The sequence below is a fragment of the Stutzerimonas kunmingensis genome, from assembly GCF_032106285.1.
GTDB lineage: Bacteria > Pseudomonadota > Gammaproteobacteria > Pseudomonadales > Pseudomonadaceae > Stutzerimonas > Stutzerimonas kunmingensis_B.
On sequence record NZ_DAMCPO010000004.1, the window covers coordinates 203,713 to 218,836 of the forward strand.

Consider the following 15,124-nt stretch of genomic DNA (forward strand, 5'->3'; position numbering starts at 1 on the left):
GATGCATACCTTAGTGAGCGTCAACCACGGAGACGCTCATATGCACCTAGACACTACTCAATCCAAAGCCCTCATCCGCCAGTCCGCACTCTGCGACTGGCTGGACCTGTCCCGCTCCGGCCTGGACAAACTCCGCAAGAAAGATCCGGCCTTTCCGAAGCCCCTCAAAGACGGCGATACCCGCCAGGCCGCTGCGTACTACGTCGTGTCAGAGGTGGAAGCCTGGCTGCAATCCAAAATCGAAGCGAGGGACGCAGCATGAAAGACCCCTTCGACGCACACACTCACGAACCATTCATGATGGATCAGCTTCTGCCGCTAGTAGTCGATTACGCGCACGCAAATGGCTACCCCACCGCGACTGCTGCAATGGCAGCGTTCATGGCAATGGCCACTATCCTCCAACACAAGGGACTTACCCGCACTGACCTGATGTCCGTGCTGGACACTACTTGCGCAAACCATGACGCACCGGAGGGCCTGCAATGATTACCCTTGCCCCCGTATGCATCCGCATGTATCGTTTGCCCGTCGCTGCAAATTCAGTGACCGGGTTTGGCGACCCGAGCAACGTTAGGCGCACGAGCGCCCCATATCCAATAGCAGGCGCTTTTTTTGTGCCCGCTGTTTCGAGTTATGGCGGCTGTGCGCGGGAGACCGAAAGGTCTGCCGGGTGCCTAACGTCCCGGTTCGCCAACCTGCGTACAGCTGCCACCCATAATCGTTTGGCGACGATCCGTGGCAGCTCCTCAACGTTAGGAGCTACACCCATGCGCACTACCCTTACCCGCAATCCGTCCACCCACGCCGCCGCCTGGAAGGCCCGCGCCTTCGCCGCTCTGCGTTCCGACTCATCCCTATCTGTCCGCCTGCGCCGCTACAACGAAGCGATGGCCCGCGCCCGTTCGCTGGAAACCGTAGGGGGTGTGCAATGAGTACTCGCATCGCTGCTATGGGCCGAATCGCCGACGACGCAATCGAGCAGGTCCGATATGGGAAAGAGCACGCCCGATGGCTCGCCGCGCTGATGACTGCGATTCACCGGGAGCTTGAGCCAAGCCCCGCGCTACTGACAGCCCGCGCAAGCCGTGTGCAGGATTTGGCTAGCTTGGGGCAGTACCTGGCCGACGATCTGGCTAACTACATGGATTGCCGCGCCAGTGAGCTGCAAGAGAAGGCCGACGCCGTAGGGGGTGCCCAATGAGCGCCGTTTGCTGGAGTCACCTGCTGCCCGATCCGATGGACCTGCGCGATTACTCGACAGAGCAAGTCGAAGCCATCGAGCGCACCGCCGAATGCGAGGGCATGACGGTATCGCACGGCATCGCCGCAATTGGCGAGCTACTGGCCTTTACTGCCGACGCTGGCGAGCTTTCCAACGATACCGCCCGCAATATCGGCTGGCTTATCAACTCGCTGGGCACGCTATCCGGCAGGCTCGTGGACGTGGCGAACGGCGCCGAGTACGAACTGGAGCGCCGCAAGGCCAACGCACCCCACCCGACCGCAGAGGGCTAACACGATGAACATTCAAAACGGCGCCTGCGCGCCGATGGGATCGGCTTGCCTGGAAAAAGTCCTGGCCCGGCTCGACAAGGTGAAATCGGATGGTGCCGGCAAGTGGAAAGCGTGCTGCCCGGCGCACGACGACAAAGCCCCCAGCCTGAGCATTCGCGAGGCCAGCGACGGCAAGGTGCTGCTGCATTGCTTCGCTGGTTGCACGGCTACCGATATCGCCGCGGCTATCGGCTTGGAATTACGCGACCTGTTCCCCGGCGTGCATCAACCGCGTCGTGGACCAAGCAAAGCCGCAGTACAGCACGAGCGCACCATTTATCAGATCGGCCTCTCGATGCAGATGCAGGGCTGCCGCTTAGACGCCGAAGACCAAGCCCGTTTCGATCTGGCCAAGAAACGACTGGGGGTGAATCAATGACTGCCGTCGCTAAAGATCGCTTCGCAACCGAGTGGAGTTTGCTGGATCAGCTGCCAGGCTTTGCAGCCGAGATGCCAGAACATGCGCTCGCGTCATTCATCAACCCGGCGATTCAGCCGCAAGCGCTGCCGGTAGGACTTACCCCAGCGCTGCCTTGGGAGGATGAGCTGCTGCCGAAAGAGCTTCGCTACTTCGTCCGAGACGTGGCAGACCGTACCCAGTGCCCGCCAGACTTCGTAGCCGTCGCGCTCATCGTCGGAATCAGCGCTGTGGTTGGTCGCAAGTTCAGCATCCACCCAAAGCAGCACGACGACTGGGAGGTTGTGCCGAATCAATGGGGTTGCATCATCGGCAGACCGTCCGCGATGAAGTCACCCGCCATGAAGCAGGCGCTACGCCCGCTGGCCGCGTTGGAGGCAAAAGAGCGGGAAAAGCACCGGGACGCGATGACCGAGCATAAGGCCGCTGGCGAAATCCTGGACCTGGAGCGCAAGTCCGCCAAGGAAAAAGCCAAGAAGCTGATGACCGATGGCAAGAAGGACGCCGCGCTAGCCGCCCTGACCGAGTTCGCAAACGATCTTCCAGCACCAGTCGCCCGCCGCTACATCGTCAACGATGCCACGGTGGAAAAGCTGGGCGAGCTGCTGAACGAAAACCCCAACGGCCTGCTGCTAGTACGCGACGAGCTGGGCGGATGGCTTGCAACGATGCAGACGGAGGATGGCGCAGTTGGTCGCGCCTTCTACCTGGAATGCTTCGACGGCAACGGATCTTTCGTTTATGACCGGATCGGGCGCGGAACCGTGTTTATCGAATCCTGCTGCCTCTCGCTGATCGGTGGCATTCAGCCCTCGCGTATCGCGCCACTGGTGCGCGGGGCGGTCACTGGTGAACTCGACGATGGCCTGGTGCAACGCCTGCAACTCGCTGTATGGCCGGATGATGATCGGGAGTGGTCGCTCGTGGATCGCTGGCCGAACAAATCTGCCAAGGATCGGGTAGACGCGGTTATCGAGCGTCTGGACCAGATGCCGGATGAACCCCGCAAGGCGCTGCACTTCGTACCTGAGGCGCAAGAGCTATTCAACGCTTGGTACACCGAGCACATGCTCGAAATCAGGCAAGGCGATATCCACCCGGCGCTGCAATCGCACTTTATGAAGATGCCGCAGACCATCGCCGGACTGGCCTTGCTGTTCGGCCTGATCGACGGCGGGACCGAGGCGGTTTGTATGCAGGCCACGGCTCGCGCCCTGGACTGGGCCGATTACCTCAAGTCGCACGCTGCGCGCCTGTACGGTGCCGCGATCAATGCGCCGCTGATGGGCGCCCGCTTGATTCTGGAGCGTAAAGACAAACTGCCAGAACCGTTTACCCCGAGGGAAGTTCGGCTAAAGGGCTGGGCCGGTCTCGATTCGCTGGAAGCGGTAAATGACGCACTCGCCACCTTGGCCGAGCACCACATTGTCATCGGCTACGAAGTCGCTAGTGAAAAGGGTGGACGCCCATCCAAGCGGTACGTCTGGCGGAGGGCTGCGTGATGGGCCGGTGGATGCAGAAAATTGAAAAACACGCAGATGCCCTACCTACAAAACCAACGAAACCCCGTTTTGTAGGTTCTGTAGGTGCCCCGTCCGGGCATTTTCCGAAAAAACAGCCTGCCAATGATCCGATAACACCGCAGCAGCTCGGTTGGCTCGCTGCCGTCGCGTCACTGCTTGAAGTCGGAACCATGCACCTGATTACAGCTGGGTTTGTGGATCGCTACGACCTGGAAGAACAGGCACATGCCGACCCGCGCCAGGTAGCGGCGCTCATCATGACAAACCCGAGGTGGCGCCAATGCTGACAGCAACCATCACTGGTGGCCTGACTTCCTTTCTCTCAACCACGCCCGAGGGGCACCGCTACTGCACGATCTACAGCGACGAGGCCCGCCGATCTGTGCGCGCCCTGGTGCTGAATGACACCCATGCGGAACTGATAAGCAAATTACCGAAACACGCGCGGCTAACCGTCACCGGCCAGCTTCGCAGCAAGGGTGCGATAGGCCCAGCCGGCCAGACGCTCGCCTATCTGAGCATCGTTGTACAAACCATGAAGATCCACGGAGAGCATCAATGAACGACAATACCCAACCCAACCACGAAGAACTTACCGCTGAGCTTGATCGCCTGCGCCAGAAGAATGCCGAGCTGCTGGACGAACTTAAGCGATCAAAGGCCAAGAGCAACGACAGCAGCGGAGAACTCGAAACGCTACGCGCAGAGGTTCGCAGTCTGCGTCTAGATAAGCCGCTCGACGCTATGCTGGCTGACCTGTTCGTCGTCTCACCGCGACTGGCTCGCGCAGAGCTTGAAGAAGAGTTCAGCTTCGAACTGGATGAGGCCGGCGATATCGTCGTGCTGAACAAAGAAGGCGAGCGCGTCACTGTCGAAGATCCGCCCGAGCAAGGCCATATCCGAGGCAAGCAGCGCCCGATTGGGTTTAACCGTGACGACCTCCGCAAAGTGCTAGCTGAGGCGGGAAAGTGGGACCGAATCCTAATCGGCACTCGCGCTACGGGTGGCGGTGCTTCTGCACAGGCTTACCGAGGCCATACCACTACAGCCGCCCCAACCGGGGAACCGCAGCCTGCCAAAGCTGGCTTTGGCCTTCGCTAATGCTATAATGTTACAGCGGCCTCCTGTGGGGGTCGCCCCCTTCGCCCTGTGGGCACCCTCTCGTTACACCCCGGCCCGTGGCCAACCCCTCCGCTTGAGTCTGTGACCCTGCGAATCAAAACATTCTGATTCGAGGCAATATCTCATGGCCGTTACCCGCCTAACCGACGTAATCGTTCCCGAAGCCTTTACCGACTATCTCGTGCAAAACAGCATGGAGAAAACCGCCCTGGTGCAATCTGGCGTCATGACGCGAAATGCCGTCATTACGACCCAGCTCAATGCCGGCGCGGATTCGTTCAGCGTGCCGTTTTGGCGTGATTTGGGAGATGAGGAGGCCAACATTAGCTCCGACGATCCCACCGTTTTCTCCACCCCGAACCTGATTCAGGCAAGCAAGCAGCTCGTCCGCAAGGCGTTTCTGCACCAGTCCTGGTCGGCAATGAACCTGGCAAGTGAGCTGGCCGGATCTGATGCAATGGCGCGCATCCAAGACCGTGCCGTTGCCTACTGGGATCGCCAACTACAGCGCCGCCTTGTCGCATCGCTTAACGGGGTACTGGCCGACAACGTGGCCAACGACAGCTCCGATATGGTGCTCGATATCACTGCCGCTACCGCCAATGCATTCAGCCCCGAGGCAGTCATCGACGCTGCCGGCACGCTTGGCGATGCAATGGACGGCGTTACCGGCATCGCGATGCACTCCGACCTCTACCGCCAGGCGCTCAAAGCCGACCTTATCGAGTTCGTTCAACCGAGCGCTGGCTCGATGCGAATGCCGACCTATCGTGGCCTTGCTGTCATCGTCGATGACGGAATGCCGAAGGTTTCGGACGGCGATACCGGCTTCAACTACACCAGCGTTCTTTTCGGTCAAGGCGCTATCGGCTTTGGCCTCACTGCCCCAACCGTCGCAGATGGCACGGAGCTGGAGAACCTGCCGAGCGCTGGCCGTGGTGCTGGTCAACAGATCCTGCATTCCCGCGTGAACCTGGCCGTACACCCTGCCGGCTTTGCCTGGGTAGAAGGCACCATTGCTGGCGAATCTCCGACTATTGCGGAGCTTGCTACAGCAGCTCACTGGAGCCGCGTAGTCGAGCGGAAAGCCGTCCCGCTGGCCTTCCTGGTCACTAAGTAAGAGAGGGAGGGGCCAGCAATGGCCCCTTTGTCGTTATGACCGAGAAAAAAGCGCGAAACGCCGTCACCGGCACCCGCAAAAAGCCACCAGCTCATGCAGCCGAGACGCTGCTCGAACTGTCCGCCAGTGGCTACAACAAACGCGGCTTGGCCTACAGGCTGGGCACTACCGTGGAAACGCTCAACAAGTGGCTGGAGATCCACCCGGAGCTGCAACGGGCGCTCGACGAAGGCCGAGAACGCGAGCATCACGCTCTGTTCAATGCGCTGTATGAGAACGCAACCAAGGGCGGCAACGTAACCGCCGCCATCTTTCTGCTGAAAGCGCGTCACGGCTACCGAGAAGGGGATCAGTCGGAGATCGCCAACAAAGTCTCTATCAACTTCCAGCTTCCGGGGGCGCTGCGCCTGGAAGACTTCGCCAGGGACGTTAGCCCGTCAAAAGGGAGTCTGAGCCATGACGATTGAACTCAACGACTTTCAGCAGCGAATCATGCTGCTACCTGAGGAACTGGACGTGTTCTGTGGAGGTGGTCGTGGGGGCGGCAAGTCGTATGGTCTGGCCCTGCTCTGCCTGCGCCACGTCGAGCAATACCAAGAGAAGGCCCGCATTCTCTACCTGCGCCGCACCTACAAGGGTTTGGCGGACTTCGAACTGATCTGCCGAGAGCTATACGGCACGGTCTACGGATCAGCCGCACGATACAACGCCGCCGAACACGTCTGGCGCTTCCCGAACGGCGGTTATCTGGAGTTAGGCCAGCTCGAAACGCACGCGGACTACACGAAGTACCAAGGCCGATCGTTCACACTGCTGATCGTGGATGAGGCGGGCCAGTACCCTAACCCCGATCTGCTCGACCTGATGCGCTCGAACCTGCGCGGCCCCAAGGATATGCCAATCAGAATGATCGTAGCGGCGAACCCCGGTGGCCCTGGGCACTATTGGCTAGCCAAGCGTTATGTCTTCACCACGGCGCCGTGGAAGCCGTTCCTAGAGGCCAAGAGCAAACGCCAGTGGGTCTACGCGCCGTCCACCTTCGACAGCAACCGATTCATTGATACCGACCAGTACCGCGACCAGCTCGAATCGGCCTGCCCCGATGACCCCGAGTTGCTGCGCGCATGGATGACAGGCGATTGGGCTGTGAACCGTGGTGCCTACTTCGCGTCTGTGCTCGATGAGAGCCGGAACGCGGTTGACCCGTGGAAGCACATTCCCGACACATGGGAGACCTGGCTAGCGCACGACTTCGGTTCATCCGCTCCGAGTGCCACCTACATTTTCGCGCAGTCGCCAGGCGGCGAAGGCCCGGATGGGAAGTTCTACCCGAGGGGGAGCCTTGTCCTGGTAGACGAGCTGGTGACGGCAAAGCGCGACAATCCCAACGCGGGGCTGGGCTGGACCGTGCCTGTACTGGCCGAAGAAATCGTCGAGATGTGCAAGCGATGGGACATCCGACCTTATGGGGTGGCAGACGATGCCATATTCGCCAAGGGAGGCCATGCAGCCGGCTCTATCGCAGATGAGTTCCAACGGTGCCGGGTTTCATTCAGGCCGGCTAGAAAGGCGGATCGAATCACCGGATGGAACATCATGAGGCGGTTACTCGCTGATGCCGGGAAGTTGGATAAGCCTGGTCTGTATATCAGCCGTGGATGCAGCTACCTGTGGGAGACGCTACCGACGCTGGCACGCGATCAGAAACGGGTAGAAGACCTGGATAGCACTGGGCCGGATCATGGCGCTGATGCGGTGCGCTATGGATGCCTGAGACGGGATATCGTGAAAGCTATCAACATGAAGGTATGGGTCGGATGACCGATTGCCAAGGAAGGCGGTTCTGTAGGTTTTGTAGGTGGACCATGGGCGCGATTTAGGAAAATTCAGGGGCTGAGAGCGTGCATATTCGATCAACTCGAACGGTAAAAAGGATTGGCTAAAAAATGATCAAAACAAGCCCAGCAGCCGGCATCTTGTACACCTACATGTACACCTGAACTTTTGATTTGCCTGTAAGCCGCGTATTTGCTGAACAGTTAGGTTCCCTTCGCCCCCAGTCTTCAAGGCCCTGCTTACGCGGGGCCTTTTCATTTGCGGCTGAGCAACCTGCAGATGGTTCGGCTTCCGCCAGAGGTTTCATGCATCGTCGGCCCAACCACTGACTGCTCTCAGCCGCGCAGGAACGCCAGCACTCGCTGTGTGAACGCGTCGCCCGCTTCTACGTTCGATAGATGCGCAGCCTCGAATACGACCAGTTCGGCGGCGGGGATATTGGACTGGATGAACTGGCCATGCTCGACGGTTGTCACTGGGTCCTTGGAGCCGCAAACGACCAGTGTCGGTGCCTTGATCGCGCCCAGCTGTGCGCGATAGTCGGCATCGCGCACAGCCGCGCAGTTGGCTGCGTAGCCGTCTGGTGAGGTGCTGGCGATCATCTCGGTGATGCGTGCCACAGCCGCTGGGTTCGCCTCGGCGAAGCCCTCTGTGAACCAGCGAGCAATGGATGCATCGCGCATGTCGCGCATGGCTTGCTCGCGGCCGGCCAGGACGCTATCGATGCGGGCGTTCCATATTTCGTCGGTGCCAATCTTTGCACCGGTATTGCACAGCACCAGCCGTTGCAGCCGGTCGCCGGCATTGATTCCGAGCCACTGTCCGATCAGCCCGCCCATGGAAAGGCCGCAGAAGGAAAAGCGCTCGATGCCCAGTGTGTCGAGCAGGGCCAGCACATCCCTTCCCAGCTGCTCGATACTGTAGGGCCCTGTGGTGACGCTCGACTCGCCGTGGCCGCGCGTATCGTAGCGCAGCACTCGAAAATGCTCTGAAAATGCGGGAATCTGCTCGTCCCACATGCCCAGGCTGGTACCCAGAGAGTTGGAAAGCACCAGCACCGGCGCGTTATCCGCACCGTCGAATCGATAGTTCAGACTTGCATCAGCCAGTTTTACGCTCGGCATTGTTCTACTCACTCGCGTTATGTTCGGTCGGTGTGCTCGATCAAGCACAGCCTGATTCGGAGATTCTGGCGATCACGGGCGGCTTCGCCGACGCTCTGCGCGTGCCTTGGCAGGACGCACGACGCACGACGTAGAGGTCTAGCCCAAATCGATACCGCGCAAGCGCTTTCCGCTGCATGCTCGCAATGCGTCGCGGTCGAGATCGCTGCCCCGGCAGTCTGCGCCCGATCCAGGTCAGACCCGCTCCACTACCAGCGCCAGCCCCTGCCCTACACCGATACACATGGTCGCGAGACCGAGACGGCCACCGGTTTTCTCCAGCTGATGGACTGCAGTCAGCACCAGGCGAGCGCCGCTCATGCCAAGCGGATGGCCCAGGGCGATGGCGCCGCCGTTGGGGTTCACCTTCGGACTGTCATCTGGCAGGCCGAGATCGCGAGTCACGGCCAGGCCCTGCGCGGCGAAGGCTTCGTTCAGCTCGACCACATCGAAGTCGCTTACCGCGATATTCAGGCGCTCACACAGCTTGCGCACCGCTGGCACCGGGCCATACCCCATGACGCGCGGAGCGACGCCGGCGCTGGCCATGCCGAGCACCTTGGCGCGGGGTTTAAGGCCATACTTCTGCACCGCTTCAGCACTGGCGAGGATCATCGCTGCGGCACCATCGTTGACGCCTGAGGCGTTGCCGGCGGTGACAGTCTTGTCCGGGCCATTGACCGGTTTGAGCTTGGCGAGCGCCTCGGCGCTGGTATCGCCGCGCGGATGCTCGTCAGTATCGACCACCGTTTCGCCCTTCTTGCCCCTGATCACCACCGGGACCATTTCTTCGGCAAAGAAGCCGGCCTGCTGAGCCGCAGCAGCACGCTGCTGGCTGCGCAGCGCGAAGGCGTCCTGATCGGCACGACTTATCTGCCACTCATCGGCGACGTTGTCAGCAGTCTGCGGCATGGCATCCACGCCATACATTTCCTTCATCTTCGGATTGATGAAGCGCCAGCCGATGGTGGTGTCCTCGATCTTCTGGGTGCGACCGAACGCCGTGTCGGCCTTGCCCATCACGTAGGGCGCGCGGGACATGGACTCGACGCCGCCGGCAATCGCCAGCTCCATTTCACCGCAGGCGATAGCACGGAACGCGGTGCCCACGGCATCCATGCCCGAAGCGCACAAGCGGTTGAGGGTCACGCCCGGCACCGTGTCCGGCAGGCCGGCGAGCAGCGCGGCCATGCGCGCGACATTGCGGTTGTCCTCCCCGGCCTGGTTGGCGCTGCCCATGAAGACTTCCTCGATCGCCGCAGGATCAAGCTGCGGGTTGCGTTCCAGCAGCGCCCGCAGCGGGATCGCAGCCAGGTCGTCAGCGCGTACGGCTGCCAGTGCACCGCCGAAGCGGCCAATCGGCGTGCGTACGGCATCACAGATGAATACCTCGCGGCTCATTCCTCACCTCCCTGCTGACCATGGGCGGCAGCCGTGCGCGCTTCCAGGGCGCGCAGCGCTTCCAGCTCCTCGGCACGCGGCGCCTCGGTGACGACCACGTTGTCGGCGAAGCGGATCTGCCAACCGGTGTTCTCGATCACCTGCTCGCGAGCCACCCCCGGATGCAGAGCGGTGACCACGAATTCGTTAGTACCCTCTTCCGGTTCCATGATGCACAGATCGGTGATGATCGCCACCGGTCCGGTACCCGGCAGGCCCAACTGCTTGCGGTGATCGCCGCCCTCACCGAAGCCGACCGAGGTGATGAAAGCCAACTTGTCGACGAAGGTGCGATGCGACTGTTTGAGGATGATGAGCACTTGCTTGGCGCTGCCAGCGATCTCCGGCGCGCCGCCGGCACCTGGCAGGCGCACCTTGGGCTGGTGGTAGTCACCGATCACCGTGGTGTTGATGTTGCCGTACTTGTCCACCTGCGCGGCGCCGAGAAAGCCGACGTCGATGCGCCCGCCCTGCAGCCAGTAGCGGAAGATTTCGCCAGTCGGCACCACCGTGTCGGCAGTTTCGGCCAGCTCGCCGTCACCGATGGACAACGGCAGCACCGAAGGCTTGGCGCCGATCGGGCCGGATTCGTAGATCAGCACCACTTCCGGGGCGTGGGTCAGGCGGGCCAGGTTGGCGGCCTTGGACGGCAGGCCGATGCCGACGAAGCAGACACTGCCATTGCCCAGCCGACGGGCCGCGGCGACGGTCATCATTTCGTTTGTGTTGTAGGAACTCATCAATTGGCCTCCTGCTGGGCGATCTTCGCGCGATAGGCGGCGAAGTCGGCGGTGCCGCGAATGTAGGTGTCGATCCAGGCGCTGAACGCCTCGCGGTCACGGGCGATCGGGTCCCAGGCCTGGTAGAAACGGTTGTCTCGCTCGTAGTAGCCATGCGCGTAGGACGGGTGCGCGCCACCCGGCACCAGGCACACCGCGCTCAGGGCCCAGGTCGGCAGCACGCAGGCGTTCATCGGCGCCTGGAGGTCATCGACGATCTCTTCGACGGTGACGATGCAGCGCTTGGCTGCCAGGGCGGCTTCCTTCTGCACACCAAGAATGCCCTGGATCAGCACGTTGCCCTTGCGATCGGCCTTCTGCGCGTGGATCACCGTGACGTCCGGGCGCACGCTGGGCACGGCCGCCAGCACTTCCCCGGTGAACGGGCAGGTGACCGACTTGATAAGCGTGTTGACTTTGGGCAGGTCGGAGCCGGCATACGCGCGCAGCACCGCAAACGGCAGGCCGGAGGCACCGGCGACATAGGCATTGGCGAGGTCGGCGTGGCTGCGCTCCTCGATCTCCAGCGGCTGCGGCCAGCCCTTCTCCACCGCATCACGAAGACGATGCAGCGAGCCGACGCCGGGATTGCCGCCCCAGGAGAAGATCAGCTTCTTCGCGCAACCGGCACCGATCAGCAGGTCGTAGACCAGGTCCGGTGTCATGCGCACCAGGGTCAGGTCCTTGCGCCCCTGGCGCACGAGTTCATGGGCGGCTGCGGTGGGAATCAGGTGGGTAAAGCCTTCCAGGGCGACGGTGTCGCCATCCTGGACGAAGCGCTCGACCGCTTCGCGGAGCGAGAGGAATTCAGCCATGAGTCGGATCTCGTGTTGTTTTCTGTACGCCGATTGCGTTGTGAAAACGTTAACGGTCCATCCCCAGCCAAACAATCCGATAATCGACATAACGTTCGATTATCGAACAACTTAAGCACCGTTCCATTGTGATGAACAACGCCGACTCAGCGCGCGAATCCACCTAGAGCACCGTAGTCGCCGATGGTCGCGAGAGCTTCGATCAATGGAACAGCCGCGTGCTCAATTCGCGGCTGGCCTCCAGCAGCACGGGCAGGAATCGGGTCTCCAGCTCCTGACGCGAAACGCGCCCGGCATGGGTGCCGACGTTCAGCGCGGCCAGCACCTGGCCGGCGGAATCCTTGAGTGGAACGGCCAACGAACGCAGGCCCATTTCCAGTTCCTGATCAATGATGACCCAACCCTGCTGGCGAATCTCGGCGATGTTTTCGCGCAGCGCCTCCGGGCTGTGCAAGGTGCGGCTGGTCTTTACTTGCAGGTCGGCTCGCCCCAGGTAGTCGTCGAGCGCCGCGTCATCCAGCGCCGCCAGCAAGATGCGGCCCATCGACGTGCAATACGCCGGCAGCCGACTGCCCACCGACAGGTCCACCGAAATCAATCGCTGTGGCGTGGCCGAGCGCGCCACGTAGAGCACCTCATCACCCTCCAGCGTCGCCATCGAACAGGCCTCATGAAGCTGCTCGCTGAGGCGGTCGAGAATCGGCTGCGCGGTAACTGCCAGCGGCGTGGACGACAGATAGGCGTGACCGAGGGTCAGCACCTTGGGCAACAGCGAATAGGTGCGCCCGTCGGTGGTGACGTAGCCGAGTTTCATCAGGGTATGCAGGCAACGGCGCACCGCGGCGCGAGGTATTTCGGTGCGATGGCTGATCTGCGCGATGGTCAGGTGGCGCTTGCGCTCCTGGAACGCATGAATCACAGCCAACCCGCGCGCCAGCGAAGTCATGAAGTTGGGATCGCCGGTTAGCGCCTCGATGCGTTTGGCGGGGGACGCGACGATGGGCGGCGCCATCGGTGGCTGGAGAACTCGTGAATCATCGGTCATGCAGGACACCCCGGACGCTGACATCGGGGCGATTATCGGTGCATCAGCCGATAATCGCCAGCGCTGCACCTGGCCGGCGACGGAGAAGATGCCAGCCCGCCGCAAGGGCATTTGGCGGGCGTTTACCTAAGCGGCAATGCCACAGCGTAAAGGGGAAGTCAGAGCCGAGTCAGGCCACGGCTCACTCTCAACGGCAGCGCCGGCCCGCTACCACTGGCGGCGGCGATCGAGATGCTGCGGGGACTTAGCCGGCCGGTAGCTCCTGTGTTGAACCGGGTGGCGCACAGCGTTCTTGTAGTGACGGTCACCGCCCTGACTATAGCGCCGGGAAGGCTGGTCGTGACGATGACTCCGATGCTGTTCGTAGCGCTCGTGCCGAACCACCGGTGGCGGAGCGTGGCGCGGGTAATCGGAACGGTCGTATCGGTAATGGCGGGCTGGATAGCCGTCGTAGCGATACTCGCGGTATTCGCCGTGGTAATAGGGGCGGTGATAACCGTGGCCGGCGTACTCATGCACGGTACAGCCGCTCAGTGTGATCAGCCCGAGAAACAACACGAGAAGACGTGACATAGATGACTCCAGAGACAGGCAAGGCGTAGTCGGCCTTGCCTGAGCGTGACCAGCCGGCGCCTGGCGCCTCAGCAGTTACCCTTCTTGGCCTGACCTGGTGGGCAATGCGGAGGCCCGCCGCCGCCATCACCGATATCGATGCCGATGCCCGGTAGACGCAGGCTGCATCCGGACATCAGGAGGGCTGCCAGTACGACTACAAGAAGACGAGCGCTCATCAGCAGTTTCCTTTCATCCGATGTCCCGGCGGACAGAACCCGCCACCATGACCGTGACCACCGATGTCCAGCCGTACCGCATCGGCATCGCCGACCCGCGCATGTACACCTGGGGCATTGACGCTGCATCCGGCCAAGCCGAGCAATACCACCTTCCAGTAATTCATCGAGATACTCCTTGATTCTCCGTAGTCGCAAGGCCGTCCCGCCCCAGGACGCCCAAACGCTACTGGGCGAGGAATCAGACCTTCGCCGTTTCGTCCCGTTCCTTCGTCGGTATTAATTCTTTCGCCGCCCAAAGGCAGGTGTACGCGACGAGTTCGAGCGAACCGAACGGGCTGCAACCGCGTCCCAACTATGACGACACTGACTCGGATGATCTCGATTTCGGAGCGAAAGCGAATATGAACGTAACACGTGGAGTGGTCTGGCTGGCACGCAGCGGCTATGCGGCGCGGGGCATGGTGAACGTCATCGTCGGCTTTTTCACCGTCATGGCGGCGCTCGGTTCTGGGGAAACGGTGGACACTCGCGGCGCAGTTCAGCAACTGCTCGGCCAGCCATTCGGGGCGATACTGCTCTGGCTGGTGGTAATCGGCCTGCTCGCGCACGTGGCGTGGCGGCTGACGCAGGGCATCGGTGATACCGATCGGCACGGCCATGACGCCAAGGGCCTGCTGATTCGCGCGGGGCTGGTGAGCAGTGGCGTGGTCAATTTGTTGCTCGCGCTTTTCACGCTGAGCATGCTGGTGAGCGGGCTGGACCGTTTCTCCGAGGGCGGAGGTGGTTCGGGTGGCGAAAGCACCGACAGCCTGATGCGTTTTCTTGGCCTGAAGCACTCCCACTGGCTGATCTGGGCGATCGCGCTGATTCCACTTGGGGTCGCCATTGCGCATCTGATCAAGGCATGGCGCGCGCGTTTCGAGCGCTACTTCCAGTGCGATGAGCGCACCATGCAGCTGGTTCGCCCCATCTCGCGTGTTGGGCTGGCTGCACGTGGCTGTTCCTTTCTGATCATCGCCGGGCTGCTGTTCATGGGCGGTAGCCGCTACGAGCCCACCGATCCACCCGGCCTCAAGGAAGCGCTCGAAGCGCTTCAGGGCATGCCAGCGGGTGGCGCGCTGCTGCTGGCAATCGGGGTCGGCCTGCTGGCCTTCGCTGTGTACAGCTTCGCCGAGGCACGCTGGCGGCGGATCGATTTGTCGGAAGTGACGAATTGAAGCCCGGACAGCCTCGACGGAGAGGCCGGGCAGCAGCAACTATCGATATGGGGCGGAACGGTTAGAACCGGGACACCGGTTCCAACCGCAGGTCGAGCAGCCATGCTCGACCTGCGCTGCACAAATCAGCCGGCGTGGTAGTCCGCGTCGGCTTCTTCGAAGCGCTTGACGATACTCGGGGCGGGTTCGGCGCCCATCTTGCTCACGACATAGATGGCGATGCTGGCGAAGATGAAGCCCGGGATGATTTCGTACAGGCCCAGACCGATGAACTCCTTCCACACCACCACGGTGA

Annotated in this window: 22 protein-coding genes and 1 pseudogene; 14 read left to right on the forward strand and 9 right to left on the reverse strand. The window is 61.7% G+C overall.

What is annotated here, in order from left to right:
- Positions 1-40 precede the first annotated feature (40 nt).
- The 13 genes from RT582_RS05280 (at position 41) to RT582_RS05340 (ending at position 7,561) form a co-directional block, all read left to right on the forward strand.
- Complete coding sequence (locus RT582_RS05280; RefSeq protein WP_312724136.1) at positions 41-262, forward strand: helix-turn-helix transcriptional regulator; 222 nt, start codon at positions 41-43, stop codon at positions 260-262.
- Positions 259-489, forward strand: coding sequence for a hypothetical protein (locus RT582_RS05285; protein WP_312724135.1), 231 nt, complete (start codon positions 259-261; stop codon positions 487-489). The genes RT582_RS05280 and RT582_RS05285 overlap by 4 nt, the downstream gene beginning before the upstream one ends.
- A gap of 281 nt (positions 490-770) precedes the next feature.
- A complete protein-coding gene (locus RT582_RS05290) occupies positions 771-935 on the forward strand; it encodes a hypothetical protein (RefSeq protein ID WP_313476834.1) in 165 nt (54 codons plus the stop codon).
- Complete coding sequence (locus tag RT582_RS05295) at positions 932-1,204, forward strand: hypothetical protein (RefSeq protein ID WP_312724132.1); 273 nt, start codon at positions 932-934, stop codon at positions 1,202-1,204. Before RT582_RS05290 ends, RT582_RS05295 begins: the two co-directional genes overlap by 4 nt.
- Positions 1,201-1,518 (forward strand): hypothetical protein, encoded by a 318-nt coding sequence (locus tag RT582_RS05300; protein WP_017244183.1) that lies wholly within the window; start codon positions 1,201-1,203, stop codon positions 1,516-1,518. The genes RT582_RS05295 and RT582_RS05300 overlap by 4 nt, the downstream gene beginning before the upstream one ends.
- Before the next feature lie 4 nt (positions 1,519-1,522).
- On the forward strand, positions 1,523-1,936 hold the full coding sequence (locus RT582_RS05305; protein ID WP_313476840.1) for a CHC2 zinc finger domain-containing protein: 414 nt from the start codon (positions 1,523-1,525) through the stop codon (positions 1,934-1,936).
- Positions 1,933-3,477, forward strand: a complete 1,545-nt coding sequence (locus tag RT582_RS05310) for a YfjI family protein (RefSeq protein ID WP_313476843.1) — start codon at positions 1,933-1,935, stop codon at positions 3,475-3,477. Before RT582_RS05305 ends, RT582_RS05310 begins: the two co-directional genes overlap by 4 nt.
- An 11-nt stretch (positions 3,478-3,488) precedes the next feature.
- Positions 3,489-3,785, forward strand: coding sequence for a hypothetical protein (locus RT582_RS05315; RefSeq protein WP_313476846.1), 297 nt, complete (start codon positions 3,489-3,491; stop codon positions 3,783-3,785).
- On the forward strand, positions 3,779-4,060 hold the full coding sequence (locus tag RT582_RS05320; RefSeq protein ID WP_313476848.1) for a hypothetical protein: 282 nt from the start codon (positions 3,779-3,781) through the stop codon (positions 4,058-4,060). The genes RT582_RS05315 and RT582_RS05320 overlap by 7 nt, the downstream gene beginning before the upstream one ends.
- Positions 4,057-4,599, forward strand: coding sequence for a hypothetical protein (locus tag RT582_RS05325; RefSeq protein WP_313476850.1), 543 nt, complete (start codon positions 4,057-4,059; stop codon positions 4,597-4,599). Before RT582_RS05320 ends, RT582_RS05325 begins: the two co-directional genes overlap by 4 nt.
- A gap of 145 nt (positions 4,600-4,744) precedes the next feature.
- Positions 4,745-5,740, forward strand: a complete 996-nt coding sequence (locus tag RT582_RS05330; protein ID WP_313476852.1) for a major capsid protein — start codon at positions 4,745-4,747, stop codon at positions 5,738-5,740.
- Positions 5,741-5,775: 35 nt separating this feature from the next.
- A complete protein-coding gene (locus RT582_RS05335; RefSeq protein ID WP_313476855.1) occupies positions 5,776-6,207 on the forward strand; it encodes a hypothetical protein in 432 nt (143 codons plus the stop codon).
- On the forward strand, positions 6,197-7,561 hold the full coding sequence (locus RT582_RS05340) for a phage terminase large subunit (RefSeq protein ID WP_313476858.1): 1,365 nt from the start codon (positions 6,197-6,199) through the stop codon (positions 7,559-7,561). Before RT582_RS05335 ends, RT582_RS05340 begins: the two co-directional genes overlap by 11 nt.
- Before the next feature lie 350 nt (positions 7,562-7,911).
- Here the strand turns inward: RT582_RS05340 and pcaD are convergent, their stop codons facing one another.
- From pcaD to RT582_RS05380, 8 genes are all read right to left on the reverse strand, one after another.
- Complete coding sequence (pcaD, locus tag RT582_RS05345; RefSeq protein ID WP_313476860.1) at positions 7,912-8,700, reverse strand: 3-oxoadipate enol-lactonase; 789 nt, start codon at positions 8,698-8,700, stop codon at positions 7,912-7,914.
- 234 nt (positions 8,701-8,934) lie between these two features.
- A complete protein-coding gene (gene pcaF, locus RT582_RS05350) occupies positions 8,935-10,140 on the reverse strand; it encodes a 3-oxoadipyl-CoA thiolase (RefSeq protein ID WP_313476863.1) in 1,206 nt (401 codons plus the stop codon).
- A complete protein-coding gene (locus RT582_RS05355; protein ID WP_278401558.1) occupies positions 10,137-10,919 on the reverse strand; it encodes a CoA-transferase subunit beta in 783 nt (260 codons plus the stop codon). The genes pcaF and RT582_RS05355 overlap by 4 nt, the downstream gene beginning before the upstream one ends.
- Positions 10,919-11,773, reverse strand: coding sequence for a CoA transferase subunit A (locus tag RT582_RS05360; RefSeq protein ID WP_313476866.1), 855 nt, complete (start codon positions 11,771-11,773; stop codon positions 10,919-10,921). Before RT582_RS05360 ends, RT582_RS05355 begins: the two co-directional genes overlap by 1 nt.
- A gap of 202 nt (positions 11,774-11,975) precedes the next feature.
- Complete coding sequence (locus RT582_RS05365) at positions 11,976-12,818, reverse strand: IclR family transcriptional regulator domain-containing protein (RefSeq protein ID WP_014819543.1); 843 nt, start codon at positions 12,816-12,818, stop codon at positions 11,976-11,978.
- 207 nt (positions 12,819-13,025) lie between these two features.
- Positions 13,026-13,391, reverse strand: a complete 366-nt coding sequence (locus tag RT582_RS05370; protein WP_313476868.1) for a hypothetical protein — start codon at positions 13,389-13,391, stop codon at positions 13,026-13,028.
- Positions 13,392-13,459: 68 nt separating this feature from the next.
- The gene (locus RT582_RS05375; protein ID WP_167362145.1) at positions 13,460-13,609 is read right to left on the reverse strand and encodes a hypothetical protein; all 150 of its coding nucleotides are present in this window, start codon (positions 13,607-13,609) and stop codon (positions 13,460-13,462) included.
- Positions 13,609-13,776, reverse strand: coding sequence for a hypothetical protein (locus tag RT582_RS05380; protein WP_312168650.1), 168 nt, complete (start codon positions 13,774-13,776; stop codon positions 13,609-13,611). Before RT582_RS05380 ends, RT582_RS05375 begins: the two co-directional genes overlap by 1 nt.
- Positions 13,777-14,013: 237 nt before the next feature.
- Here RT582_RS05380 and RT582_RS05385 point away from each other — a divergent pair, with 237 nt between their 5' ends.
- Positions 14,014-14,829, forward strand: a complete 816-nt coding sequence (locus RT582_RS05385) for a DUF1206 domain-containing protein (protein WP_313476871.1) — start codon at positions 14,014-14,016, stop codon at positions 14,827-14,829.
- Between the two features lie 125 nt (positions 14,830-14,954).
- Here the strand turns inward: RT582_RS05385 and RT582_RS05390 are convergent.
- A pseudogene (locus RT582_RS05390) lies at positions 14,955-15,124 on the reverse strand (sodium:proline symporter); the annotation flags it as partial.